The sequence below is a fragment of the Agrobacterium sp. CCNWLW155 genome, from assembly GCF_036888815.1.
Lineage (GTDB): Bacteria > Pseudomonadota > Alphaproteobacteria > Rhizobiales > Rhizobiaceae > Agrobacterium > Agrobacterium radiobacter.
Map to the genome: position 1 here is coordinate 632,577 of NZ_JBAKFW010000002.1, position 26,375 is coordinate 658,951.

Sequence of the window (26,375 nt, forward strand, 5' to 3'; positions counted from 1 at the left end):
GAATTATTGGCCCGGCCTTCCGCCCGCTCTGACGAGCCGGAAGGTCCGGGATTTTGGCGCTTGTCATGGCATTTGTCATGGCGCTTTCCGTATTTGCCCCTCTTTGAAATTGAGACGGCGCGACCGACACGGCGCGCAACAACGGTACGATTATGAGCGACACCGCAGAAAAACTGGACTACTCCTCCACCCTCTATCTGCCGCAGACGGATTTTCCGATGCGCGCTGGCCTGCCGCAGAAGGAACCGGAAACGGTGAAGCGCTGGCAGGAGATGGGCCTCTACAAGCGCCTGCGCGCTTCCGCCGCCGGCCGCGAAAAATTCGTGCTGCATGACGGCCCGCCCTATGCCAACGGCAACATCCATATCGGCCATGCACTGAACAAGATCCTGAAGGACGTCATCACCCGCTCTTTCCAGATGCGCGGCTACGACGCCAATTACGTTCCGGGCTGGGATTGCCACGGCCTTCCGATCGAATGGAAGATCGAGGAAGCCTATCGCGCCAGGGGCAAGAACAAGGACGAAGTTCCGGTCAACGAATTCCGCAAGGAATGCCGTGACTTCGCGGCCGGCTGGATCAAGGTTCAGTCGGAAGAGTTCAAGCGCCTCGGCATCGAAGGCGACTTCGAAAACCCTTATACGACGATGAACTTCCACGCCGAAGCCCGCATCGCCGGCGAACTCCTGAAGATCGCCAAGAGCGGCCAGCTCTATCGCGGCTCCAAGCCGATCATGTGGTCGGTCGTCGAGCGCACGGCGCTGGCGGAAGCCGAAGTCGAATATGCCGATGTCGAGAGCGACATGATCTGGGTGAAATTCCCGGTAAAGGACGCTGCGCCCGCTCTTTCCGGCGTCTCCGTCGTCATCTGGACGACCACGCCGTGGACCATCCCCGGCAACCGCGCCATCGCGTTTTCTTCGCGGGTCGAATATGGTCTTTTCGAAGTTGAAAGCGCGCAGAATGATTTTGGCCCGCAGCCGGGCGAAAAGCTGATCTTCGCCAAGAAGCTGGCCGATGAGGCCGCAGCCAAGGCGAAGCTGACCTTCAAGCTCGTTCGCGACGTGAAAACCGAAGAACTGGCCGCCATCACCTGCGCCCACCCTTTGGCTTCGCTCGGTTACGATTTCCCGGTTCCGCTTCTCGAAGGCGATCACGTCACCGACGATGCCGGTACGGGCTTCGTGCACACCGCGCCGAGCCACGGTCGTGAGGACTTTGACGTCTGGACCGCGCATCAGCGCGAGCTGGAAGCGCGCGGTGTTTCGTCGGCCATCCCGTTCCCGGTCGGTGACGATGGTTTCTACACCGAAGACGCTCCCGGTTTCGGCCCGTCCGCCGAAGGCGGCGCTGCCCGCGTCATGGATGATAACGGCAAGAAGGGCGACGCCAACGACCGCGTCATCAAGGCGCTGATCGCTGCCAATAACCTGTTTGCCCGCGGCCGCCTGAAGCACAGCTATCCGCATAGCTGGCGCTCCAAGAAGCCGGTCATCTTCCGCAACACGCCGCAATGGTTCGTCTATATGGACAAGGAACTGGGCGACGGCACGACGCTGCGTTCGCGCTCCTTGAACGCCATCGATCAGACCCGCTTCGTTCCGGCCTCCGGCCAGAACCGCCTGCGCGCCATGATCGAAGGCCGTCCCGACTGGGTTCTGTCGCGCCAGCGCAGCTGGGGCGTGCCGATCGCCGTTTTCGCCGACGAGCATGGTGAGGTTCTGGTCGACGAGGCCGTCAACGCCCGTATCATCGAGGCTTTCGAAGCTGAAGGTGCGGATGCCTGGTTTGCCGAAGGCGCCAAGGAACGTTTCCTCGGCAATGACCACGACCACGCCAAATGGCAGCAGGTCATGGACATCCTCGATGTGTGGTTCGACAGCGGTTGCACCCACACCTTCACGCTTGAAGACCGCCCGGACATGAAGTGGCCGGCGGATGTCTATCTCGAAGGTTCCGACCAGCATCGCGGCTGGTTCCATTCGTCGCTGCTCGAAAGCTGCGCGACGCGCGGCCGCGCGCCCTATAACGCCGTTGTCACCCATGGTTTCACCATGGATGAGAAGGGCGAGAAGATGTCCAAGTCCAAGGGCAACGTCGTCTCGCCGCAGGAAGTCATGAAGGACGCCGGCGCCGATATCCTGCGCCTGTGGGTCATGACGACGGATTATTGGGAAGACCAGCGTCTCGGCAAGGCCATCATCCAGACCAATGTCGATGCCTATCGCAAGCTGCGCAACACCATCCGCTGGATGCTCGGTACGCTCGCCCATTATAAGGGCGAAGAGATCGCCTATGACGATCTGCCGGAGCTGGAAAAGCTGGTGCTGCATCGCCTGTCCGATCTGGATAAGGTCGTGCGCGAGGGTTATGACGGCTTCGAGTTCAAGAAGATCGCCCGCGCGCTGGTGGATTTCGCCAATGTCGAGCTTTCGGCCTTCTATTTCGATATCCGCAAGGACACGCTTTATTGCGACGCGCCGTCGTCGCTGAAGCGCCGGGCATCGCTGTCGGTCATCGCCAAGCTGTTCGATTGCCTTGTTTCCTGGCTCGCGCCCATGCTGCCCTTCACCACCGAAGAAGCGTGGCTATCGCGTTATCCGGATGCGGAATCGGTGCATCTTGCCCAGTTCCCGGAAATCCCGGCGGAATGGAAGAACGACGCGCTGGAAGCGAAGTGGGAGAAAATCCGCAAGGTCCGCACGGTCGTGACAGGCGCGCTGGAAGTCGAACGCCGCGAAAAGCGTATCGGCTCCTCGCTCGAAGCCGCGCCCGTCGTGCACATTGCCGACGCCGATCTTCTGGCGGCGCTGAAGGGGCAGGATTTCGCCGAAATCTGCATCACCTCGGCCATCTCGGTGGTTGGTGACGAAGGCCCCGCCGATGGCTTCCGCCTGCCGGAAGTGGCAAAGGTCGTGGTCGAGCAGAAGCTGGCGGAGGGCGTAAAATGCGCTCGCTCCTGGCGCATCACCACCGATGTCGGTTCCGATCCGGACTATCCGGAGGTTTCCGCCCGCGATGCGGCCGCGCTGCGCGAGCTTGCAGCCCTGGCATAATGAAAATGGCCGGATGAATTGCGCTTTGCCTCTTCATCCGGTACACCTGCCTGAAAATGGCCGGATTTGCACGGCAATGCGGGCTGCCGCCTGCCGAAAGACGATGTCTGGCGCAGTGGGACGGACGGCTGGAAGGGTTTCGATGAAGACGATGCAGGGTAATGCGCAGGGTTTGGGCATGTTTCGCACGGTTGCAGGCATCACGGCGATAGGCGTGCTGCTCGGCGCCTGCACGAGCCCGACCTACGGTACGGGCAAGACGGCGGCTGAACAGCTTGTCGACGATCTTGGCAACGCGACCTCGATCACCGGTGACCAGAGCAAGCGCAACCTGAAATACAGCCCCCGCCCGGGTCTCGTCGTTCCCGCCCAGACCCGTGCCGAACAGCTGGCCACGCCGCAGCAGAACATGGCAAGCCGCGAAAACAACCCGCAATGGGTGGAATCGCCGGAAGAGACCCGCGAACGTCTGCGCGACGAGGCGGATGCCAACAAGAACAACCCGCATTACCGCTCGCCGTTGCTCGCCGGTAACGGCACTGCCGGCCAGATGACCGAAAGCCAGAAATGGGAAGCCTTCCGCAAGGCGAAGGCCGAAGCCCAGGGCGGCTCCGTCGTTAATGCCCAGCGCAAGTTCCTCACCGACCCGCCGGCTGAATATCGCAGCGTCCCGCAGGATCAGCTGACCGATCTCGGCGAGCCGGAGCAGAAGAAAGAAAAGCGCCGCAAGAAAGAAGCGGCAGTCGCCGGCACCGGCAAGAGCTGGTGGAACCCCTTCCAGTAAAAACGAATGGCTGATGGCCTGCGGGAAAGCATGAGCCTCCCGCCGGCCGCTCAATCGTCGAGGCGTTTCTCGCGAAAGAATTGCCGCAGGATGTCGGCACTTTCGCTTTCCGCCAGCCCGGAATAGACATCCGGCGCGTGGTGGCAGGTCGGCTGGCTGAAGAAGCGCACGCCATTATGCACCGCGCCGCCCTTCGGGTCTTCCGCACCGTAATAGAGCCGGCGGATACGGGCGAATGAAATCGCCGCAGCACACATGGTGCAGGGCTCCAGTGTCACGTAGAGATCAGCGCCGGGCAGGCGTTCCTGCTCCAGCGCTTCGCAGGCCATGCGGATCACGGCGATTTCGGCGTGCGCCGTCACATCATTCAATTCACGGGTGCGGTTGCCGGAACGGGCGATGACGCGGCCGTCCAGAACCAGTACGGCGCCGATCGGAACCTCCTGCCGCTCGCCGGCGGCACGGGCTTCCGCCAGCGCCAGTTCCATGAAATGCGTCCTTTCGGCCATTGCGTTTCAATTTCCTCTTAACCCTTGTGCTTGGACCTGATAGGACAGCCCAAACAACAGGCAAACAGCAAATGACTTTTAAAGACAAGCCGAAGCGTGACGGCGGCAAGACAATTAGCCGCGACAAGAAGCCGAAAGGCCCCGGCAAGCCCGCCGCAGAGCGCGAAAAGAAACCGACCGAGGCAAAGGCCGCCCCGGCGCCGGAAACCGTTGGCGGCTCCAAGCCCGAGCGCATTTCCAAGATCATGGCGCGCGCAGGTGTGGCCTCGCGCCGCGATGTCGAACGCATGATCATGGAAGGCCGCGTGTCGCTGAACGGCGTCAAGCTGGATACACCGGTGGTCAACGCCACGCTGTCGGACAAGATCGAAGTCGACGGCATGCCGATTCGCGGTGCCGAGCGCACGCGCCTGTGGCTCTATCACAAGCCCGCCGGTCTGGTGACGACCAACTCCGACCCGGAAGGCCGCCCGACCGTTTTCGACAATCTGCCGAGCGAACTGCCGCGCGTTCTGTCCATCGGCCGCCTCGATATCAATACCGAAGGCCTGCTGCTGCTCACCAATGATGGCGGTCTTTCCCGCGTGCTGGAACTGCCGACCACCGGCTGGCTGCGCCGTTACCGCGTCCGCGCCCATGGCGAGGTCGATCAGGCAGCGCTCGACAAGCTGAAGGAAGGCATTGCCGTCGATGGCGTGCTTTATGGCGCAATCGACGCGACGCTCGACCGTACCCAGGGTCACAACGTCTGGATCAGCATGGGCCTGCGTGAAGGCAAGAACCGCGAGATCAAGAACGTGCTCGGCGCACTCGGCCTCGAGGTCAACCGCCTGATCCGCGTTTCCTACGGTCCGTTCCAGCTCGGCGATCTCGCCGAAGGCAAGGTGCTGGAAGTGCGCGGCCGCATGCTGCGCGACCAGCTCGGACCGCGTCTGATCGAACAGGCCGGCGCCAATTTTGACGCGCCGATCTATAATGCGCCCGTTGAAGACGAGGAAGACAACACGCCGAAGCGGGCGGTGAAGTCCGAATGGGCAAAGAGCGATGCGCCGGAAGGCAAGCCGCGTTTCGACAAGGCTGCCGGCAAGCCGGAAGACCGTCGCGAAAAGGCGCTCGGACGGCTGGATACCAAGCGCGGCGACAAGCCGGCTGGCAAGTTCGGCTCCAAGCCCGCCGGGAAATTTGGCGCAAAGGGCCGCAGCGAGGATGATGGCGACGACCGCCGCCCACGCCAGCCCGCCGGCACCAGCCGCACGGCCAATGTCTGGATGGCACCCGGTGCAAGGCCCACCCGTGATGGCAAGGAGCGCAAGTCTTCCGCCCGCGCGGAAGCCGAAAACCTCTTCAAGAAGCCTTCCGCCCAGGACGAGGCGCGCCGCAACGTTGTGCGGCATGCGGATGCCGAGGGCGAGTGGATCCGCTCAGATTCCCCCCGCGAAGAAGAAGGTGGCCGCGGACGCGGCGACCGTCCGCGCGGCGAAAAGAGCTTTGGCGATCGTGGTGGCCGCGGCGGAAAGCCGTTCGGCGACCGGCCATTCCGCGACAAGCCGCGTGAAGAAGGTGATCGCCCGCGTGGCGACCGTCCGCGCGGCGAAAAGAGCTTCGGTGACCGCCCGGCGCGCGGCGGCAAACCTTTCGGCGACCGGCCGTTCCGTGACAAGCCGCGTGAAGAGGGTGATCGTCCGCGCAGTGACCGTCCACGCGGCGAAAAGAGTTTCGGTGATCGCACCGCCCGCGGTGAAAAACCTTTCGGTGACCGTCCGTTCCGCGACAGGCCCCGTGAAGACGGTGAGCGCCCACGCGGCGAGCGCCCGGCGGGAGACAAGCCTCGTGGCGGCAAGCCGGGCGGTAAACCCGGATTCGGCAAACCGTCCTTCGGAAAATCGGGCGAGCGTGGCGAACGTTCGGGTTTCTCAGGCAAGAGCAAAGGCCCCGGTGGTCCCGGCGGCGGCAAGCCGGGCGGCAAAGGCCCGGGTGGCAAACCTTCTGGAGGCAGGGGAATGACACGTAATGCGGATCGTAGGCGGTGAGTTCCGCGGCCGGACACTGGCCGCGCCGAAATCGAATTCCATTCGTCCGACCATCGACAGGACGCGGGAAAGCCTCTTCAACATTTTAAGCCACGCCTATCCGGAAAGTCTGGACGGCACGCGCGTTCTGGACGTTTTTGCCGGAACGGGCGCGGTTGGTCTGGAGGCGCTTTCGCGCGGCTGTCGTGTGGCGCTCTTCGTCGAAAACGGCGTCGAGGGCAGGGGGCTGCTCTGGGAAAATATCGATGCGCTGGGTCTGCATGGCCGCGCCCGCATTTTGCGGCGTGACGCCACCAAGCTCGGTGGTGTCAATAATATCGAGCCCTTCGATCTTCTCTTCGCCGACCCGCCCTATGGCCATGGCCATGGTGAGAAGGCTTTCTCTGCAGCCCATGGCGGCGGCTGGCTGACACCTGGCGCGCTTGCCATTCTGGAAGAGCGCGGCGATGTGGCGGTGAAGGTCGATCCGGTATTCAAGCCGCTCGAAAGCCGCATCTTCGGCGACACGAAAATGCATTTCTACCGCTACGAGCCCTAGAACCTTTCCAGGAAAAGTGGAGCCCGGTTTTCCGTCCGGAAATGCGACAGAACAAAGAGTTGGAGTGTTTTCGCGATTCGAAGAAAAGCGAAAACACTCTAATAGGAACACCTCCCGTCACGCCACGGTCTTGTCTTGTTTGCCAAATAGGCAGAGTCTTTGCCGCGGAAAGAATTTGGGTGTTCGCATGGAGCAGGGTGTAAACGAAAGCGTCACGATCGTCCGCGCCGGGGAAGAGGTTCTCCAAGTTGACGGCGCGGGTGGCCACGAGCCGACATTCGGACTGGCGCTCGGCGGCGGCGGGGCGCGGGGCATCTGCCACATCAACGTCATCGAGGCGCTGGACGAACTCGGCATCCGGCCGGTGGCGATTTCCGGTTCTTCCATCGGCTCCATCATCGGCGCGGGCATGGCAGCCGGCATGACCGGCCGCGAAATCCGCGAATACACGCTTGAACTCATGGGACGAAAGGGCTCGGTCGCCAACCGGCTCTGGAGCCTCGGCCCGGCATCGATGCGACACGCGGTGGACGGTTTTCGCCTTGGGCAGTTCAACCTCGAACTCATTCTGCACGCGCTGATGCCGCAGGCTCTGCCGAAGGATTTTTCGGAGCTTGCCATTCCGCTCAAAGTGATAACCACAGACTATTACGCGCAGACCGAAGTGGTGGTGGAACGCGGGGAGATCATCCAGGCGCTGGCGGCATCCGCGGCCATTCCGGCACTGTTCATGCCTGTTCGTATCGATGGCCGCATCATGATCGATGGCGGCATCTTCAACCCCGTGCCCTACGAACATCTGCTGGATCGGGCCGATATCGTCATCGGCGTCGATGTCGTCGGTGGCCCCGAAGGCGACGGCACCACCATGCCGAACCGGCTGGACAGCCTGTTCGGCGCCAGCCAGCTGATGATGCAGGCGGCAATCGCCCTGAAACTGAGGCTACGCCCGCCGCATATTTTCCTGCGCCCGCCGGTGCACCGTTTCGGCGTGCTGGATTTCCTGAAGTCCGAGGAGGTGCTGAACGCGTCGGCTAGCATCAAGGACGACCTGAAACGGCAGATCGACATGCAGGTGGAGCTGTTTCATCGCGGGCAGGGTGTGGAGGCTTGAGCGGTACGTCCTGGATATTCGCTGGGAAACAAGTGGCGCTCTTCCAGCCATCGCCTTTGAATCACAGCGAAACTTCCGTCTCGCTCTCCTCCGAACCCTCTTCCTCCTCCCACTTTTCCGCCTTGGTCTTCGGCTTCATCAGCGGTTCCGGCTTCACCTCGCGCACCGGCTTGTTGTGCAGCATCTGCCGACCGGCGGCGAGGCCTTCGACGGCCTGAAGCTCCAGCCGCTGCTCGTCGCGTTCGCGAATATCGTCGGCGATTGCCAACGCCCTTTCGCCGTCCATGTCCAGCCCCTCCAGAATGCGCCTGCCGAACAGCAGGCCGGATTCCAGCGTCTCGCGGATTTCATATTCCACGCCCTTTTTCCTGAGGTCGAGGGAATGCACGCGGTCATAGGAGCGGGCATAGATGCGCACGCTTGGAAATTCTGACTGGATCATATCGATGATACGGTCGGTGACCTCCTTTTTATGGGTGCAGACCGCCACGAGATCGGCCCTTTCTATGCCGGCGGCGATCAGCACGTCCTTGCGGGTGCCGTCACCGAAAAAGATGCGAAAGCCGAACCGGGCGGCCTGACGCACGCGGTCGGCGGAACTGTCGATGACGGTTACGTCGCGCCCGCCGGCGAGAAGAATCTGTGAGGCGATCTGGCCGAAACGGGAAAAGCCGATCATCAGCACATCCGCGCCCGCCCCGTCGAAATCCTCTTCCAGCTTGTCCTCTTCCGCATCCTCCGCCGTCAGCCGCCGCGAAATCACAGCCAGCAGCGGCGTCAGCGCCATGGAAAGCGTGACAACGGCAACGAGGATCGAGGCGGTTGCCTGCGGAAACAGCCCGGAGGCCGCCGCCGTGGTGAAAAGCACGAAACCGAATTCGCCGCCCTGCGCCAGAAGCAGCGCAATCCGGCTCGATGCATAACGCGAGGAGCCGGCGATGCGGCAGAGGCCATAGATCATGGCAGCCTTCACCGCCATCATCGCCGGCACGGCGATCAGGATGAGGACGATGTGCTCATAAACGATATGGATGTGCAGTGACATGCCGACGGCCATGAAGAACAGCGCCAGAAACAGCCCGCGAAACGGCTCGATATCCGCCTCCAGCTCATGGCGATAGGAAGATTCCGACAGCATCAGCCCCGCCAGCAGCGCACCCATGCCCATGGAAAGCCCGACCATCTCCATGATGGCGGCAGCACCGATGACGACAAAAAGGGCGGCCGCGATCATCACTTCACGCGCACCCGTGCGGGCGATGATCTGGAACATCGGCGTGAGCAGGTAACGCCCGGCCAGCACCATGCCCGCCACAGCAACGACGGAGGCGATGAGATCGGACACCATCGAATCCGTCGGCACATCCGGGCGGTTGGAAAGAATGGTGACGAGGGCAAGAAGCGGCACGATGGCAAGGTCCTGAAACAGCAGGATAGAGAAGGACCGGTTGCCATGCCGCGTATTCATGTCGCCGTCATCGGCAAGGATTTGTAGCGCAAAGGCGGTGGAGGAAAGCGCAAGACCGAAACCCGCAACCACGCTTCCCCGCCAGTCGATCAGCCCCGCCCACCATGCAATGGCCGCCAGCACGCTGCCGGTCACCAGCACCTGCGCCAGCCCGAGGCCTAAAATATCGCGCCGCATCTGCCAGATGCGTGAAGGCTTGAGTTCAAGGCCGATGATGAAGAGCAGAAAAACGACGCCCAGTTCCGAGACGTTGAAGATGTCCTTCGCATCCGTGACCAGATGCAGGAACGGGCCGATGATGATGCCGGCGACCAGATAACCGAGCACGGTGCCAAGCCCGAGCTTGCGGAAAACGGAGGCCGCGATGACTGCGCCGGCCAGAAGCAGCAATGGTTCGGAAAAGAGAGCGTCGTGCTCGGTCATGCGGGCGGACTTTCGAATAGGGTGGCGACAAAACCGTCCGAATGGAGAAAGCGGCGTTTCGCCCTTGATGCGGGGTTGCTGGCACAATAAATGGAACAGGAATGAAAGGCCAACTCATGTCCTCAGAAATAGATTCTTCCAAACTTCTCGATCGCGCCAGCGAACTTGTCGATCTTGCCCGTGCCGCCGGTGCGGATGAGGCGGATGCCGTTGTCGTCCGCTCGCGCTCGCAGTCGGTCGGCGTGCGGCTCGGCAAGGTGGAAAGCACCGAATCCTCCGAAAGCGACGATTTTTCCCTGCGCGTCTTCGTTGGCCGCCGGGTGGCGAGCGTGTCCGCCAATCCCGGCTTCGATCTGAAGACGCTGGCGGAACGGGCCGTCGCCATGGCCAAGGTCTCGCCGGAAGATCCCTTTGCCTGCCTGGCGGACAAGGAGCGGCTTGCGACGTCGTATGACGATCTCCAGCTTTTCGATGCGACTGAGGTCTCGGCCGATCAGCTGCGTGAGGCAGCCCTTGCTTCTGAAGAAGCAGCACTCGGCGTCAAGGGCGTCAGCAATTCCTCCGGTGCCGGCGCATCGAGCGGCATGGGCGGTCTCGTCCTCGCTACGTCACACGGTTTTTCCGGCAGCTATATGGGCAGCCGTTTCAGCCGCTCCGTCAGCGTCATCGCCGGCCAAGGCACGAAGATGGAGCGCGACTACGATTTCGACAGCCGCCTTTATTATGCCGATCTCGATGAGGCCGAGGAAATCGGTCGCCGCGCCGGTGAAAAAGTCGTGCGGCGTGTCGGCCCGCGCCAGGTCGATACCGGCAGCAACATCACTGTGGTTTTCGATCCACGCATCGCCCGCGGCTTCGTCGGTGCAATTGCCGGCGCGATCAACGGCGCTTCGGTTGCCCGCAAGACCAGCTTCCTGCGCGATAAAATGGGTCAGCAGGTTCTGAAAAAGGGCCTTTATCTCACCGACGACCCGCAGATCGTGCGCGGCCCGTCCTCGCGTCCCTTCGATGGCGAGGGTGTTCGCGGCGAGAAGATGACGATGATCGAGGATGGTGTCTTGAAGCATTGGTTCCTTTCCACTTCGGCGGCGCGGGAACTTGGCCTTGAAACCAACGGGCGCGGCGTGCGCGGCGGCACGGCGGTTTCGCCGGCCTCTACCAATCTCGCGCTGGAGCCGGGCGATCTCTCGCCGGAGGACTTGCTGAGGCAGGTCGGAACCGGCTTTTACGTCACCGAGCTGATCGGCCACGGCGCCAATATGATCACGGGTGAATATAGCTGCGGCGCCAGCGGTTTCTGGATCGAGAATGGCGAAAAGACCTTCGCGGTTTCCGAGGTCACCATTGCCTCGAACCTGAAGGACATGTTCATGCGGGTCACGCCGGCCAATGATATCGATCGCAAATACGGCGTCGCGGCCCCGACGCTCGCCATTGAAGGCATGACGATCGCGGGCAAGTGAGGCGGCCTGCGGGTTGTTTTCGCCGACACTTTATGTGCAAGTGCGAAGAGAAAAACGGGCGCGCCGTTTGAGGCGCGCGGAAAAGACGGCAAAATGAACGATATGGCTGAAGCCCGCTGGGCCTCCGATCTGCGGCTGGTCCTTAAAGCCGCCCGCAAGGCGGGTGAGACGGCCCTCGGTTTCTTCCGCAAGGATCCCGAGGTCTGGTGGAAAAATGGCGGGCTTTCGCCGGTCAGCGCGGCCGATTACGCCGCCAATGAAATCCTCGAAACCATCCTGCGCTCCGCCCGGCCGGATTATGGCTGGCTTTCCGAAGAGACGGATGACGATACGGACAGGCTGTCCCGCTCCACCGTCTTCGTCGTCGACCCCATTGACGGTACCCGCGCCTTCATCGGCGGCCGGGATACATGGTGCGTCAGCGTCGCCGTGGTGCATGAGGGCCGGCCGGTGGTCGCGGCGCTTGTCGCCCCGGCGCTTGCGGAGGAGTTTACCGCATTTGAAGGTGGTGAAGCTCTGAAGAACGGGTCACCCGTTTTTGCCGCGCGCGAAAATGCCGGCATCTTCCATCTGGCAGCGCCCGAAGACGTGATCACGCATCTGCCGGAAGAGGTGCGCAGCACCGTCAAACGCATTCCACACGTGCCCTCGCTCGCCTACCGGCTGGCCATGGTGGCGGATGGCCGCATCGACGGAACGCTGGTCAAGGCCAACTCGCATGAGTGGGATCTGGCCGCCGCCGACCTCATTCTGGAGAAGGCCGGCGGTCGTCTGGTCGGGCTCGATGGAAAACCTCTGATGTATAATCGCCGGCAGGTTAACCACCCCGCATTGTGCGCTGCAGCAGATTATGCGCTGCCTGCACTTTTGAAAGCGTTTTCACATCTGTCTGACAGTTGACGTTTGCCGGGAAATCCCGCAGATGAAGGCCTCTCTCAGCGTTTAAGAAAGAGACTAAGAAATGACGGAATCTGGCAAACCGAAACAGCTGCTGCACCTCGTCTTCGGCGGCGAACTTGAAAACCTTCAGGATGTTCAGTTCCGGGATTTGAACGCGCTCGATATCGTCGGCATCTATCCGGACTATGCTTCCGCGCTCACCGCATGGAAGTCCAAGGCGCAAATGACTGTTGATAACGCCCATATGCGTTATTTTATCGTGCATATGCACCGTCTTCTCAATCCGGACGATAAAATTTGAGTCCTTTTGCCCTTGCGTTGTAATACTATTGGGTGAAAGCGAGCTTTCCCGTGATTCCTGCGCGAGCGGCGCAGGCCGGGAATGCCGGAGCGAGAAAATGTGATCGCGCTTTCGTTTCCGATGACAAAAAATGACGCAATTTAAGAAGAAGTAGGCGGCGATAACAACCAGAACAGGGGCAGGGCATTGCGCGGAATGATCAAGGGCAGAATGTCATGAGCAGCCGTCTCGCACGTTTCGCTCTTTCCGGTTACCGCATTGCCGGTATCGCCGCGTACCCGTTCGCCAAGCCCTATCTTTCCTATCGGGCCGCGAAGGGCAAGGAAGACAAGCGCCGCCGGCTCGAACGTTTCGGTTATGCGAGCGCAGAGCGCCCGCGCGGCCCGCTCGTCTGGTTCCACGCCGCAAGTGTCGGCGAAACGCTTGCCCTCATCCCGCTGATCCGTGAAATCCGCAAGCGCGATATCTTCGTGCTTCTGACCACCGGCACGGTCACCTCGGCCGAACTGACCCGCACCCGGCTCGGCGATGACGTGATCCACCAATATGTGCCGCTCGACATCAAGATCGCGGTCAATCGCTTCCTCACCTACTGGGCGCCGGATGCCGCCATCACAGCGGAATCGGAAATCTGGCCGGTGACGATGATGGAGCTGGAGCGCCGGCACATTCCGCAGATCCGGGTCAATGCCCGTCTCTCCGACCGTTCCTTCGACCGCTGGAAAGCCCGGCATGATATTGCGGAATCGCTGTTTTCAAAGCTGGCGCTGGTGGTTGCGCAGTCCGATCTCGATGCCGAACGTTTCCGTGATCTCGGCTCCTGGCCGGTGGTGATTTCGGGTAACCTCAAAGGTGACACCGACCCGCCGCCCTGTGACGAGGCGCTTCTGGAGCACTATCGCAAGCAGGTCGGCAATCGCAAGACATGGGCCGCCATCTCCACTTTCGACGGCGAGGAGAAGGCTGCCGCCACCGCGCATGCGGCGATCAAGTCCCGCAATGGCCAGTTGACCATCATCGTGCCGCGCCATCCCGAGCGCGGCGATGATGTGGAGGGCATGCTGAAAGGCATGGGGCTCACCGTCGCGCGTCGCAGCCGCAATGACGTGATAACGCCGGAAACCGATATTTTCCTTGGCGATTCCATCGGCGAAATGGGGCTTTACCTGCGGCTGACCGAACTTGCCTTTGTTGGCCGCTCGCTGACGGCCGAAGGCGGGCAGAACCCGCTGGAGCCTGCGATGCTCGGCTGCGCCGTCCTGTCAGGCGCGCATGTGCAGAATTTCCGCGAGGCCTATCAGAAGCTCATCCGCGCCGGCGGCGGTCGTATCATTCGGGATGTCGAGATGCTGGCCAAGGCGGTGCATTACCTCCTGGTCAATGACAATGAGCGTTACAAGATGATCGATGCGGGCAACCGGGTCATTCAGGATATGCGCGGCGCTCTTTCTTCCACCGTCAAGGCGCTGGAGCCCTATATCAACCCGCTCACCGTTTCCGCCAAGCTGCAACCACGGAGCGCCATCGGCTCATGGTAGCGGATATCGAACTCAACGCGGCGCAATCGATCGCCGCAGTCCTTTTCGACAAGGACGGAACGCTTTTAGGCTATGACGCCAGCTGGGGACCGGTGAACCGCGAACTTGCGGCCATCGCGGCCAAGGGAGATCCCGTTCTCGCCGACCGGCTTCTCTCCGCCTGCGGAATGGACCCCGTTACCGGTCATGTGGTGCCGGACAGCCTGCTGGCCGCCGGCAACACGGCGGAAATCGCCGCCGGTCTGGTAGCCGCGGGCTCTCCCTGCGATGTCGGAGAACTGACTGCCCGCCTTGACCGGTTGTTCACCGAGGCTGCGGATAAATCCGTGCCGGTGACCGATCTCAAGGCATTTTTCGCAAGGCTGAAGGCGCGCGGCTACAAGCTCGGCATCGCCTCCAGCGACAATGAAAACTCCATTCGACAGACGGCCATCCGCTTCGGTTTCGAAAACGACGTCGATTTCGTCGCGGGATATGACAGCGGTTACGGCACCAAGCCGCAGCCCGGCATGGTTCTGGGCTTCTGCGAGGCGATCGGCTTCCCGCCGGAACGCGTGGCCGTTGTCGGCGACAATAACCACGATCTGCACATGGCGAAAAATGCCGGAGCCGGTCTGCGTATCGCCGTTCTGACGGGAACAGGCTCGCGCGAAAGCCTGGGTGCGGATGCCGATTATTGTTTCGAGGACATTACCGCTCTCGAAGCGCTTTTGCCGGAACGGGCTCTCTGAACCCGGTTAGATTTCCGCCGGGCCCGGCATGGCCCCGTGGAACCGTCTAATCCATTTTTGCAATTTACGGTTTTTTCTGGCAAACAACCTCCCTGACATGTGACAAGCGAACGGAATGCCGTGGGCGACGCGGCCGGGAGCGGGAATAGATGGTTTCTGAAGCGCCGCCGTTCTGGTGGCAGAAAGCGGGCTGGCAGGCGTGGCTCCTGTCTCCTTTCTCGCTTCTTTACGGGAAGGTTGCCGGCCGGCGGATGCGAACGGCGAAACGGGCAAGCGTTCCCGTTCCGGTCATCTGCATCGGCAACTTCACCGTGGGCGGCGCTGGCAAGACGCCGACGGCGATGGCAATTGCGAGAGCCGCCGTCGCAAAAGGCCTGAAACCCGGATTTCTCAGCCGCGGTTATGGCGGCACGCTTGACGTTACCACCCTTGTCGATCCCGGACAGCACCGCTCCGCCGATGTCGGAGACGAGCCGCTGCTTCTGGCGCGCGAGGCGATCACGGTCATTTCCCGCAAGCGGGTGGAAGGTGCGCACCGGCTGGTGAAGGAAGGCGTCGATCTCATCATCATGGATGACGGTTTCCAGAGCGCGCGCCTGACGCTGGACTATGCGCTTGTTGTCATCGATACGGTGCGCGGCATCGGCAACGGCCATCTCGTGCCGGGCGGTCCGGTAAGAGCGCCGCTTGCCGAACAGATGCGGCATATGACCGGGCTCCTGAAGGTCGGCAAAGGCCATGCGGCCGATGCGCTGGTCAGGCAGGCGGCAAAGGCTGCCAAACCCGTCTTCGTTGCGGCGATCACGCCGCAGGAGCCGCAGGACTTCAGGGGAAGGCGCGTGCTGGCCTATGCGGGCATTGCCGACCCGGCCAAATTCTTCAGAACCGTCGAGGCGCTCGGCGGCGAGATCGTGCTGCAGCGCTCTTTCCCGGATCATCACCACTTCAGCGACGACGAGATCGCCGATCTTCTGCAGGACGCCGGCAAGCAAAATTTGCAGCTGGTGACGACGGCCAAGGATGCGGTGCGGCTCAACGGCCACCACGGCCGGGCGGAAGAATTACTGTGGAACAGCCTGGTGATCGAAATCGACATGGTGTTCGATGACCCCAACGCGGCCACGACGATCATCGAGACGGCGGTAGGGAACTGCCGCGCGCGTTTGCTGCGGGAAAATGCGCGGACGTCGCTTTAAGCTTTTTCCGAATGTAAGCCGCCCGCCACCTTACCTCTCCTCATTCCTGTGCTTGTCACAGGAATCCAGCCGACACGCGTCTGCGTGCCGGGAAGAGCCTTGTCAGCCCAAGGACTTGGGCTGGCTGGATCCCTGTGACGAGCACAGGGATGAGGGTGGAGAGTTGAGCAGTCTCAGCGTGAAAAGAAGCGTTCTCACGCATGGCTCTTTATGGGCGTGCTTCCGCGCCCTTATCAGGCGGGCAAATTACCAGCCTTCTTTTCGGCCTCCAGCGAAGCCGCCGCATCCACATAGGCTTCCTGCCTCGCCACGCTCCAGTAGCGCAGCTCATCAACCGGGATTGTCTTGCCTGTCATGGCGCAGATGACATGCGAGCCGGTCTGGACGATGCGGAAGTCACCGTCGAGATATTCGATGACGGCGAGGCGGTTGCCGCCTCCTTCAAATCTGTTCATCCGTTTTCGTCTCCTGCTCTGTCCTGTCAGGGCACCCAGTCCGAAACGGCGTAGCGTTTTCCTGAACAATCCGGATGCTCCAGTATCCTGAATTTATATAGCCCGGCGCGGCGCAAGGCCAGCCCCGCCTGCTTGCGGCTGGATGAAGGTGTCAGCTGCGGCCGAAGAGCCGTTCTATATCGGAAAGTTTCAGTTCGATATAGGTCGGTCGGCCATGATTGCATTGACCGGAACCCGGCGTGTTTTCCATCTGCCGTAGAAGCGCGTTCATCTCTTCCGGCCGCATACGCCGGCCGGAACGCACCGAGCCGTGGCAGGCCATGGTGGCCGCGACATATTCCAGCTTGTTGGCAAGCGTGGAGGCGGCGTCCCATTCGGCGATCTCGTCGGCAAGCTGACGCACCAGCCCCTGCACATTGACCTCACCCAGCATGGCAGGCGTTTCCCGGACGGCGACCGCGCCCGGCCCGAAACGTTCGATGACGAGCCCCAGCGCATCGAACCCGGCGGAGTGATCCATCAGCCGGTCGCAATCCTCTTCCGGCAAATCGATGATTTCAGGGATGAGCAGCACCTGCGACGGCGGACGCCGGGAATGCAGTGCATTGCGCATTTCCTCAAACACCAGCCGCTCATGCGCGGCATGCTGGTCGACGATGACAAGGCCGTTTTCCGTCTGGGCGATGATGTAGTTCTCGTGCAGCTGCGCCCGCGCAGCGCCGAGCGGGTAAAGCACAGGTTCCGGCGAGGGGCTCGCGGCGGTCTCGTAAATCTCCCGAGGCTCGGCCCGCGCCGTCGGCATGGTGATGTCGGAAAAGCGCGATTGCACCGCCTCGGCAAATTGCATGTCCCCGGAAACCGCAAGCGGCCGCGACGGTGAGGTGGCGGCGGACCACGGCGCGGGGGCTGCCATGGAAGGCGAGGGCCTGAGGCCGGACGGGCTATAGCCGGGGCGGAACGCATTCATCATCTGGCTCGCGCCCGTCGTCGCGGCCCTGTCGCCGTCGCGCGTCAGCGCCTGGCGGATCGCCCCGACGATCAGCCCGCGAATGAGGCCGGGATCACGAAAACGCACGTCGGATTTCGCCGGATGCACGTTCACATCCACAAAGGCGGGGTCAAGCGTGATGGACAGCACCGCGACCGGATATCGCCCATGCGGCACGGTTTCGGCATAAGCGCCGCGAATGGCGGATAAAAGCAGCTTGTCCTGCACCGGGCGGCCGTTGACGAAGACATATTGATGCGCCGAGTTGCCGCGATTGAAGGTCGGAACACCGGCAAAACCGGTCAGCGTCACATCCTCGCGCCCGGCATCGATCTCGATGGCGTTGTCCTTGAACTCGGCGCCCAGAATCTGCGCCATGCGGGCCAGATGATCGTCGCCGGTCGAAGGAATTTCGAGCGTCGAACGGTCGGTGCCTGATAGCACGAAACGGATATGCGGGAAGGCGATCGCCATGCGCTTGACGACTTCGGTAATCGCGGCCGCCTCGGCCCGTTCCGTCTTCAGGAATTTCAGCCGCGCGGGGGTGGCGAAAAACAGGTCGCGCACCTCGACGATTGTACCGGCATTCGAGGCGGCGGGCCGGACATCGGAAACCTTGCCGCCGGTAACGGAAATCACCGAACCCTGTTCAGCGCCCTGTTGGCGGCTGGTAATCGTCAGCTTGGCGACCGAGCCGATGGAGGGCAGCGCCTCGCCACGAAACCCGAGCGTGCGGATATCATCCAGCGTATCGGAAATTTTCGAGGTGCAGTGACGCCTGACCGCAAGCTCCAGATCGGCAGGTGACATGCCGGAACCGTTATCGGTAATCCGCACCAGCCCCTTGCCGCCGCCCGCCGTGGCGATCTCGATCCTGGTCGCGCCAGCGTCGATGGCGTTTTCCACCAGTTCCTTCGTGGCGCTGGAGGGTCTCTCGATGACCTCGCCGGCGGCGATCTGGTTGATAAGGGTTTCTGAAAGCTGCTTGATGGCCATGATCGTCATTTTCGCGGATTCGCTACGGCTTCGAAAGCAAAAAACTCGGGCTGTGGAAATTTGCACATGTTTTACGGTCCCTTGGGCATTTGATCATTTCGGTCAACATGGCGTTAAGCGTTAATCCGCCTTTAATCGGCCTTGATTATGGTGAGGCGGCTTGAAATGACCGCAGGAACGGGGCCGCCTTCGCCGGGCGGCGTGTGACGTCGACTATGGGTGAGCGTCATCTTCCCCTCAAGACTGCTTCAAGTTGCAAACCCTGATGTCTCTTTTTCGGAATTTTTCGTTTCATCCCGGCATTTGCCCTGGACGATTCCACTAGAAACATAAGCCTGACCCCTGAAAAACAGGCGGGAGTTTGCAGTTGAGTGATTTGGCGTCCTCTGGCGCGGGCGTTCATACGGTGATGCTTGATGCCCTTTGCGACGCGCTTGGCGCGGCGATCGTCGTTTACGACCGTAATGATCACATTATTTTTGCAAGCCGGAAACTCCTCAGCTTTTTTCCGCTGGAAGAGGCCGTTATCGGCCCGGGCGCGCGGCTGCGCGACTACCTGAGCGCGCTATATGATTGTTATCTGCTCGAGGCGGAAAGCCTCTCCGCCAATGCCCGCCCGCTCGGCCGGGAGGAATGGATCGGCGAGCGGCTGGCGCTGCACTGGAAGGAAAGATCGGAAAAAACCGAACGGCTGAAGGGAGAGCGCTTCCTGCGCTTCGTCATGAACCGCCTGCCGTCCGGCCTCGGCATCAGCGTGGTTGCCGATATTTCCGAACAGAAGAAACGCGAAGAGCAATGGCGCATCGACCTTGAGCGCGTACAGCTCGTTGAGGAAATTCTCGACAATCTGCCATTTCCCGTCTTCGTCAAGGATCGGAACATGGCCTATGTCGCCCTCAACAAATCCGCCAGCGCCCTGGTCGAAACCAGTCCCGAGAGCATTCTCGGCCGTACCGTTTTCGATCTCCACTCGCGCAAGGTCGCCGGACGGATCGATGCCGCCGATCGTATAGTGCTGGATAGCGGTACGCCGGCTGTCATTCCCGAAAGGGTGCGACGCCTGAATGGCGAAGAGGTGTTGACAATCACCCGCAAGCAGCGTGTGGGCCGGCCCGGCCGATATTTCCTGGTGACGACGATGGAGGACGTGACCGCTCTTGCCACCATCGATGCCAATGGCAAGCCCGTTATCCCCTCGCTCGAACATGTTCCCTTCGTGGCCTCAATTTATGGCAGGGACGAGGAAACGGACAATCGCGGCGGGGTTTTAAAGAGCAAGGCGGTGTTGGTCGTCTCTGAAAACGGGCGCTTTGCGGAAGCCGCCGGTCGTCTTTTGACCGCGGGCGGCATGGACCATGCGGCGGTGACGAGCGAGGACGAGCAGCGCGCATTCATCGATGTCGCGGCTTCCGCCGGTGTGAGCATCGATGTGGTCGTTGTCGACGCCCAGATGAGCGTCGCATGCCTCGATATTGCCGCCGCGCATGATCTGCCCGTCGTCACCATCGAGGAGGAGGAAATAGATGCTTCCCTGCTGCATTATCTTGCCGCTGGGTTGAAATCCTCCCCAAAGGAGAAAACCGCTGACGAGGACTGGGAGATCATGACGGAGGATCTGCCCGAAATACTCAAGACCGGCGGCGTCTGCGAGATACTTCTCGTCGAGGATAACAGGGTCAACCAGATCGTCTTCTCGCAGATACTCGAAGGTCTGGGGCTTTCCTGGCGGCTCGCCACCTCGGGCGAGGAAGCCTTGCGTCTCTTTGTGGAACAACCGCCTTCCGCCGTCCTGCTCGACACGACGCTGGGCGATATCGACGGCTTCGAGGTCGCCCGCCGCATGCGCGGCCTGGGCGGCGAGAAACATATTCCCATCGTCGGCGTCATCACCCACGCATTCGAGGGCGATCTCGACAAGTGCCGGGCCTCCGGCATGGATGACATGCTGCTGAAACCCGTCAGTCCTGACATGGTCGAGGCGGTTTTCCTGCGGCTTTTCGGCAAGGACGCCCTGCGGCTACAGGCCTGAAATTGCCATTGCCGGGAGGCTATGGCTTTTTTAATACTTGCCCTGCATTGTGAGCGCGGTTGACACAGGATTCACGAGATGCAGGAATGAAACGGGCAGAGCCGCAATCGTTGCAGGTCAGCCAGAACGAGTTGCAGGCGATGGCCTACAGCGACCCGCTGACGGGGCTGGGCAACCGCTACCGTTTGCGGGACAAGATCCGGATGCTTGCCAGCGAGCGCTCCAGCGATCCCGCCCCCTTCACGGTCGGCATTGCCAATATAGACGGCTTCAAACCCATCAACGATCTTTTCGGCGTGCAGGCGGGCGATGAAATCCTCTGCCAGGTCGCGCACCGGCTGAAGGCCTGCATTCCCGATGGCGCGGTCGTGACGCGCCATGACGGTGACGAATTCGCTTTCGTGCTGCCGCTGGTGTTCGAGCGTACTGGCGCCGAACGTATCGGCAACATGATCAAGGACGTGCTTTCTGCCCCTTATGATCTCGGCGACCGCAACGTCCGGCTTTCTTCCTCCTTCGGTTTCGCCATCTATCCCTTCGCCGGCGATGAATTCGAGGATTTGCTGAAAAGCGCCGAGACGGCGCTCTATCGGTCCAAGAGACGTGGCCGCGGCCAGATCACGGTCTATTCGCGTGAGATCGCGCAGGAGATGAAGCGCGCCACGCAGCTGGAACAGGCGCTTAGAAACGCCATCATCACCGATGCCATCGATGTGCATTTCCAGCCCATCGTCCGGCTGGAAGAGGCAAAGGTCATCGGTTTCGAGGCGCTGGCTCGCTGGAACGATCCAGACCTCGGTTTCGTATCGCCCGCGGTTTTTGTGCCGCTCGCCGAAGAGCGCGGTTTCATCGATGCGCTGTCGGAAGCCCTGCTCAGAAAGGCGGCGGAAGCGGCCCTGTTCTGGCCGCGCGAGCTTTTCCTGTCCTTCAACCTCTCTTCCGCGCAATTGATGGACCCCAGCACGGCGGACAATATTCTGTCCATTCTCTCGCGTGTCGGCCTCGATCCGCATCGGCTGGAACTTGAGATCACCGAAACGGCTGTCATGACATCAGCCGATACCGCGCAACGTATCATCAGCGAATTGCAGAGCGCCGGCGTTCGCATTTCGCTTGACGATTTCGGCACCGGCCAGTCGAGCCTCGGCCGCCTACGGGATTTCACCTTCGACAAGGTAAAGATCGACCGCGCCTTCGTGTCGCGCATCAGCAGCGACCGTCCCTCGGAACACATAATCAAAGCCATCGTCGCCATGTGCGAAGGGCTCGATCTCGAAGTTGTGGCCGAGGGGATAGAAGAGCGGGCGGAAGAAGAAAAGCTGCGCGCGCTCGGCTGCGCCATGGGGCAGGGCTATTTCTACGGCCGCCCCGCCGATGCCGCGGCGACCCAGCGGTATCTGCACGAGAATTACCGCGAGATATTGTCGGATATTTCCTGAGACAGAGCGGTCTGGCCGCGGCTGCAAGGCGGCGGACGCAATCTCCAACTTCCCTCATTCCTGTGCTTGTCACAGGAATCCAGCCGACGCGCGTTTGCGCGGCGAAACGACTCCTTTCAGCCCAAGGACTTGGGCTGGCTAGATTCCTGTGACAAGCACAGGAATGAGGAGAGTGCGGTGCGTGCCGCGCCTTAGAGCCTGTAAAGCGGCTCAAACCGGCCCTTGACCTCAACCCCCAGCTCGAACGTCAAGCCATGCTGCGGATTGGCGGCAATGGCGTCGTCGTCTAGATGTTCGCGCGCCGAGGTGACAAGAAGGCGCGACGCGTCGGGGCCGATGAAGGCCGGGCAGGTCGTCTGTTTGCCGGGCACCTCATATCGGGCGATGTGATTGCCGTCCGTATCGTAACGATCGACCGCACCCTCACCCCAGCGGGCGTTCCAGATATGCCCTTCGGCATCGCAGACGGATCCGTCCACGCCGCCTTTGATACCGGTGGAATCGATGAAGACTTCCGCCTTGCCGGAGGGCAGGCCGGTCCCGGCATCAAGCGGCACCCGCATCAGTTTGTTCACCTTGGTATCGACGTAATATCCCGTCGCGCCATCGGGTGAGAAGCAGATCGAATTCGGAATGCTGATCTCGCCAAACAGCTTCGTCACGGTGCCTTTGGAAACATGATAGATGCTGCCCGCGCCTGTCTCCGCCTTACGACCCATGGTGCCGATCCACAGCGCGCCGGAGGGGTGCATGCGCCCGTCATTGGAGCGGTTGCCGGGCAAATCCTTTTCCAGCTCCGCATGCAGCGTCAGCACGCCTGTTGCCGTGTCTCGCAGGAAAAGTCCGTCATCGGAGGCGATCAGCTGTTTGCTGTCGCTGACCTTGGCGAGCGCACTGCCCATGAAGGGCAGGGCATGCACGGTCTTGCGGCCGGAGGCGAGATGCAGCTCATGCAGTTCGCGCTCGAGAATATTGAACCACCAGGCGGTGCCGGTCGCAGGGTCGAAGGTCGGGCCTTCGCCGAGTAGCATCGGCGTCTCGTCCAGAACACGTCCGGCAAAGGGAAAAACAGTCGCCAAGCTCTTATCCTCCGATGGCTGCATCATAGGCTGAAAGTGTGACAGTGGCGCGTTCGCGCACCTCCGCCGCCGTCATGCCCGGCTTATAAAGGCTGGTGCCAAGCCCGAAAGCCGTAATGCCGGCGTTGGTATATTCCGCGAAGTTCCTGTCCGAGACGCCGCCGACGGCGGCGATGACCAGATCCTTCGGCAGGATGGTCCGGATCGCATTGATACCCGCGGGGCCGATGATGCTGGCGGGAAAGAACTTCAGCCCGGTCGCCCCGGCCTTTGCGGCCACCAGCGCCTCGGTGGGGGTGAGAACGCCCGGCATCGTCACCATGCCCTTGACGCGGGCGGCGACGATAACGTCGGCATCGGCATTGGGGCTGACCATCAGCTTGCCGCCGGCCGCATCCAGCGATTCCACCTCTTCCACGCTAAGCACGGTGCCGGCGCCGATCACGCAATCGGCGGGCGCCATCTTTGCGGCGATCTCGATCGAGCGGAACGGATCGGGCGAATTGAGCGGGATTTCGATGGCGCGGAAGCCGGTCTCGATCAACGCGCCGACAACGCCTTCGGTTTCCTCGGGCTTCAGACCGCGCAGGATGGCGATCAGCGGATATTTGATGGAAGGGAAGGGAATACGCATGATGTCTCTTTATCCTATGGCCAGATGGCATTTGCAGCGGCGAGCAATCCGCGCCGCACGGCCTCGTCGGCGTCGATGACCGTATATTGAATCTCGAGGGCTGCGAAGGCACCCTCGTAAAGCGCGCCGAGCGCACCGGAGCCGATCAGCACCACGGGCGTCTCCCGCCGTGCCGTCGAATGCGCACCGGCGATTTCCAGCCCGATCATGATGCCGGAGAGCTTGGCCTTGGCGTCGGTCGCGGTAAGCCCGTGCAGCAATTGCCCGGAGCGCAGGGTGAAAAGGCGATTGGTCGCAAGCGCGGGATGGGCGTAAATATCGCGCACGGCCGCCGTGAAAGCCTCATGCTCGCCGGTAAAGGCTTCGGCCTCTGCCACCGCATGGGAAAGGATCGTCTGCTTCGAGATGACTTCGAAGAGTTCGCCGGTCATGAAAGTGGCAAAACCCGTCACGCCGCCATCCTTTACGGTCACCCATTTGGAATGGGTGCCGGGCATGCAGACGAGTTTTTCACCGGCGTCCGAAGAAGCGAGAGCGCCAAGCAATTGCGTTTCTTCGCCGCGCATCACGTCGGGCGCGTTTTTATCCCGCTGCGCCAGTCCCGGCAGAATGCGCACATCCCGCACCTGGCCCGGCACGCGAACCGCGCCATCGAGAACCGCCGAAAGCGATGCCGGCACGTCGATATAACCCGCTTCGACCCAGCCCTGCCGCGCTCCGGCCATGCCGCAGACGAGAACCGGCAGATCTTCCGGTGCGCCGATAGCGTCGAGATGCGATTGCAGCACCTCGGCAAAACCGGTCCGCATGGCGGTGGTCATGCCTTCCGTGCTTCTGCGCTCCGCCAGCACCGCGCCCGATCGGCTCATGAGCCAGAGCCGGAAACTGGTTGTACCCCAGTCGACGGGGATGAAAGCGGGTTCAGACATTATAGAAGGCCTCCGTCTACGATTATGGATTGCGCCGTGATGGCGCTCGATGCCGATGATGCGAGAAACAGGCACGGACCCGCCAGGTCGGCGGCGACGAGCGTGCGCTTCAGACATTGCCGCGCCGTGGTGGCGGTAATGCCCTCATCCGTCAGCCATAGTTCCTTCTGCCGCTCCGTCACGATCATGCCGGGCAGCAGCGTGTTGACGCGGATGTTTTCCGGGCCCAGCCGGCCGGCGAGGCTTTTCGTCAACCCGATAATGCCGGCCTTGGCCGCCGCATAGGATGGCAGCTCGCCCATGTTGAGCAGAAACGAGATGGACGAAAAATTGACGATAGAGGCGCCCTTCGCCTGCCGGAGGTAGGGCAGGGCTGCCTGAACCGAGAAGAACATCTGCTTGAGATTGACCGCCTGATTGGCGTCCCAATAGGCTTCGGTCACCGTTTCTATGTCGTGGCGGTCGTCCCAGGCGGCATTGTTGACGAGTACCTTAATACCGCCGGTGGCCAAGGCCGCCGCCTCCACCGTCTTTCCGATCGCCGCGATATTGCGAAGGTCGGTTTTGAAGAAGTGGACCGGATGCTGCGCCGTTGTCGCAAGCCGCTTTACGAGCGCCAGGCTTGGCTCCTCGGCGATGTCTATGAACGAAACCCTCGCTCCCTGCATCGCGAAGGCTTCCACCAGCGATGCCCCGATGCCGGAACCGCCGCCGGTGACGAGCACGCCCGCGTCCTTGAGGTCCGGAAATTGGGCTTGCGTCATCGGCGTCATCTCATCCATTGAAAGGCTTGATTGTTCCATTATTTAGAACTAGATTTTACTAAATGGAATTATTCTCTTGGCGTCACGCTTATGTCAAGACAGATGACGGTGGATGTTGCCATGGCCGATAATAAAAAGCCCAATGGGCAAAAGCCTGATGCGGTTCCGATGGTGCAACGGAAAACCGGGAGTGACACGGGCACGCTCGGCAAGGCCGTCTCGCTGCTGGAGTTGATCGCCTTTGCCGACAAGCCGATGCGCTTTACCGATGTGGTCGAAGCCTGCGGTCAGCCGCGCGGCTCGGTTCACCGCCAGCTCGCCCATCTCGTCGCCGAGGGCCTTATCGATCACGCTGCCGATCAGACCTATGCCGTGGGGCTGAGACTGCTGCAACTGGCAGCGAAAGCCTGGAGCGGCAATGACCTGCGCAGCGTCGCGGCCCCGCATCTGGCAGCGTTGCAGGAGGTGACGCAGGAGTCGGTGCATCTCGCCGTGTTGAACGGCAGGCAGGTGACCTATCTCGACAAGATGGAGGGGCAGCACACATTGCGCATGCATTCGCAGGTGGGCAAAACCTCACCGGTCTATTGCACGGGGGTGGGCAAGGCGGCGCTGTCGCTGTTATCAGCTGATGATCTGGCGGAACTGGCTGCGGAACTGGATTTTCACCACTTCACGAAAAATACGATCACGACCCCGGAAGCACTGATGGCTGATGTGGCGACCATTCGCGACAATGGCTACGGTTTCGACCTTCAGGAACACGAGATCGGAATTCACTGCGTTGCAGCACCGGTCCGGGCGCCCGGCCGCAATTTTCGCGCGGCGATTTCCGTCACCGGTCCGGCCTATCGTGTGGATGTGGAACAGCTTCGCAAATGGGCCCCTCTGGTGCGCGAGACCGCCGATAGAATTTCCGATGATCTGGCCTGCAGATTATCCCCGGTTGCGGATGGTTGAGGAAAGCACGGGGCGTTAGCCGGTGGATTTTCCCTTATGGAAAGCGCGGGG

22 protein-coding genes are annotated in these 26,375 nt (G+C 61.5%); 14 read left to right on the forward strand and 8 right to left on the reverse strand.

Going from position 1 to position 26,375, the window contains the following annotated elements; all coding sequences use genetic code 11:
* The first annotated feature begins 152 nt into the window (after positions 1-152).
* Together ileS and V6S97_RS11625 are read left to right on the forward strand one after the other, a co-directional pair.
* On the forward strand, positions 153-3,056 hold the full coding sequence (gene ileS / locus V6S97_RS11620; protein WP_060722956.1) for an isoleucine--tRNA ligase: 2,904 nt from the start codon (positions 153-155) through the stop codon (positions 3,054-3,056).
* A gap of 142 nt (positions 3,057-3,198) precedes the next feature.
* Positions 3,199-3,840 carry a hypothetical protein gene (locus V6S97_RS11625; protein ID WP_003503172.1) on the forward strand — a complete coding sequence of 214 codons (642 nt, stop codon included), beginning with the start codon at positions 3,199-3,201 and terminating at the stop codon, positions 3,838-3,840.
* Between the two features lie 50 nt (positions 3,841-3,890).
* Here V6S97_RS11625 and V6S97_RS11630 read toward each other — a convergent pair whose 3' ends face one another.
* Complete coding sequence (locus V6S97_RS11630; RefSeq protein ID WP_003503170.1) at positions 3,891-4,349, reverse strand: nucleoside deaminase; 459 nt, start codon at positions 4,347-4,349, stop codon at positions 3,891-3,893.
* A 71-nt stretch (positions 4,350-4,420) separates the two neighbouring features.
* On the opposite strand from V6S97_RS11630, the gene V6S97_RS11635 reads away from it, so the two are divergent.
* The 3 genes from V6S97_RS11635 (at position 4,421) to V6S97_RS11645 (ending at position 8,031) form a co-directional block, all read left to right on the forward strand.
* A complete protein-coding gene (locus tag V6S97_RS11635; RefSeq protein WP_003503168.1) occupies positions 4,421-6,379 on the forward strand; it encodes a pseudouridine synthase in 1,959 nt (652 codons plus the stop codon).
* Positions 6,360-6,917: a 16S rRNA (guanine(966)-N(2))-methyltransferase RsmD gene (gene rsmD, locus V6S97_RS11640; protein WP_003503166.1), complete on the forward strand. Its 558-nt coding sequence runs from the start codon at positions 6,360-6,362 to the stop codon at positions 6,915-6,917. Before V6S97_RS11635 ends, rsmD begins: the two co-directional genes overlap by 20 nt.
* Before the next feature lie 187 nt (positions 6,918-7,104).
* Positions 7,105-8,031, forward strand: coding sequence for a patatin-like phospholipase family protein (locus V6S97_RS11645; protein ID WP_003503164.1), 927 nt, complete (start codon positions 7,105-7,107; stop codon positions 8,029-8,031).
* A 61-nt stretch (positions 8,032-8,092) separates the two neighbouring features.
* Here V6S97_RS11645 and V6S97_RS11650 read toward each other — a convergent pair whose 3' ends face one another.
* Entirely contained in the window at positions 8,093-9,922 is a 1,830-nt protein-coding gene (locus tag V6S97_RS11650; RefSeq protein ID WP_003503162.1) for a monovalent cation:proton antiporter-2 (CPA2) family protein, read from the reverse strand.
* Positions 9,923-10,038: 116 nt separating this feature from the next.
* Here V6S97_RS11650 and V6S97_RS11655 point away from each other — a divergent pair, with 116 nt between their 5' ends.
* The 6 genes from V6S97_RS11655 to lpxK all read left to right on the forward strand — a co-directional run bounded on the left by V6S97_RS11655 (position 10,039) and on the right by lpxK (position 16,051).
* A complete protein-coding gene (locus V6S97_RS11655) occupies positions 10,039-11,385 on the forward strand; it encodes a TldD/PmbA family protein (protein ID WP_003503159.1) in 1,347 nt (448 codons plus the stop codon).
* A gap of 93 nt (positions 11,386-11,478) precedes the next feature.
* Positions 11,479-12,285 carry a 3'(2'),5'-bisphosphate nucleotidase CysQ gene (locus V6S97_RS11660; RefSeq protein ID WP_003503157.1) on the forward strand — a complete coding sequence of 269 codons (807 nt, stop codon included), beginning with the start codon at positions 11,479-11,481 and terminating at the stop codon, positions 12,283-12,285.
* Between the two features lie 61 nt (positions 12,286-12,346).
* Entirely contained in the window at positions 12,347-12,586 is a 240-nt protein-coding gene (locus V6S97_RS11665) for a DUF4170 domain-containing protein (RefSeq protein WP_003503155.1), read from the forward strand.
* Between the two features lie 215 nt (positions 12,587-12,801).
* Complete coding sequence (gene waaA / locus V6S97_RS11670) at positions 12,802-14,124, forward strand: lipid IV(A) 3-deoxy-D-manno-octulosonic acid transferase (protein WP_080865886.1); 1,323 nt, start codon at positions 12,802-12,804, stop codon at positions 14,122-14,124.
* Complete coding sequence (locus V6S97_RS11675) at positions 14,118-14,855, forward strand: HAD family hydrolase (RefSeq protein ID WP_003503151.1); 738 nt, start codon at positions 14,118-14,120, stop codon at positions 14,853-14,855. Before waaA ends, V6S97_RS11675 begins: the two co-directional genes overlap by 7 nt.
* 149 nt (positions 14,856-15,004) lie before the next feature.
* A complete protein-coding gene (lpxK, locus tag V6S97_RS11680) occupies positions 15,005-16,051 on the forward strand; it encodes a tetraacyldisaccharide 4'-kinase (RefSeq protein WP_080865888.1) in 1,047 nt (348 codons plus the stop codon).
* A gap of 233 nt (positions 16,052-16,284) precedes the next feature.
* Here the strand turns inward: lpxK and V6S97_RS11685 are convergent, their stop codons facing one another.
* Entirely contained in the window at positions 16,285-16,506 is a 222-nt protein-coding gene (locus tag V6S97_RS11685) for a DUF2093 domain-containing protein (RefSeq protein ID WP_003503147.1), read from the reverse strand.
* Positions 16,507-16,657: 151 nt separating this feature from the next.
* Positions 16,658-18,490 carry a DNA mismatch repair endonuclease MutL gene (mutL, locus tag V6S97_RS11690; RefSeq protein WP_003503145.1) on the reverse strand — a complete coding sequence of 611 codons (1,833 nt, stop codon included), beginning with the start codon at positions 18,488-18,490 and terminating at the stop codon, positions 16,658-16,660.
* Between the two features lie 409 nt (positions 18,491-18,899).
* Here mutL and V6S97_RS11695 point away from each other — a divergent pair, with 409 nt between their 5' ends.
* Together V6S97_RS11695 and V6S97_RS11700 are read left to right on the forward strand one after the other, a co-directional pair.
* Positions 18,900-20,519 carry a response regulator gene (locus tag V6S97_RS11695; protein WP_060726390.1) on the forward strand — a complete coding sequence of 540 codons (1,620 nt, stop codon included), beginning with the start codon at positions 18,900-18,902 and terminating at the stop codon, positions 20,517-20,519.
* 86 nt (positions 20,520-20,605) lie between these two features.
* The gene (locus tag V6S97_RS11700; RefSeq protein ID WP_003503140.1) at positions 20,606-21,958 is read left to right on the forward strand and encodes a putative bifunctional diguanylate cyclase/phosphodiesterase; all 1,353 of its coding nucleotides are present in this window, start codon (positions 20,606-20,608) and stop codon (positions 21,956-21,958) included.
* Positions 21,959-22,149: 191 nt separating this feature from the next.
* Here the strand turns inward: V6S97_RS11700 and V6S97_RS11705 are convergent, their stop codons facing one another.
* Genes V6S97_RS11705 through V6S97_RS11720 form a run of 4 tightly spaced genes read right to left on the reverse strand, consistent with a single transcriptional unit; the run spans position 22,150 to position 25,382 of the window.
* A complete protein-coding gene (locus V6S97_RS11705; protein ID WP_060726057.1) occupies positions 22,150-23,037 on the reverse strand; it encodes an SMP-30/gluconolactonase/LRE family protein in 888 nt (295 codons plus the stop codon).
* A 4-nt stretch (positions 23,038-23,041) separates the two neighbouring features.
* A complete protein-coding gene (locus tag V6S97_RS11710; protein ID WP_334426838.1) occupies positions 23,042-23,671 on the reverse strand; it encodes a 2-dehydro-3-deoxy-6-phosphogalactonate aldolase in 630 nt (209 codons plus the stop codon).
* A 14-nt stretch (positions 23,672-23,685) separates the two neighbouring features.
* Positions 23,686-24,600 (reverse strand): 2-dehydro-3-deoxygalactonokinase, encoded by a 915-nt coding sequence (locus V6S97_RS11715; RefSeq protein WP_334426839.1) that lies wholly within the window; start codon positions 24,598-24,600, stop codon positions 23,686-23,688.
* The gene (locus V6S97_RS11720; protein ID WP_060726058.1) at positions 24,600-25,382 is read right to left on the reverse strand and encodes an SDR family NAD(P)-dependent oxidoreductase; all 783 of its coding nucleotides are present in this window, start codon (positions 25,380-25,382) and stop codon (positions 24,600-24,602) included. The genes V6S97_RS11715 and V6S97_RS11720 overlap by 1 nt, the downstream gene beginning before the upstream one ends.
* Before the next feature lie 72 nt (positions 25,383-25,454).
* Between V6S97_RS11720 and V6S97_RS11725 the strand changes: the two genes are divergently transcribed.
* Complete coding sequence (locus tag V6S97_RS11725) at positions 25,455-26,324, forward strand: IclR family transcriptional regulator (RefSeq protein ID WP_162686157.1); 870 nt, start codon at positions 25,455-25,457, stop codon at positions 26,322-26,324.
* Positions 26,325-26,375: the final 51 nt, after the last annotated feature.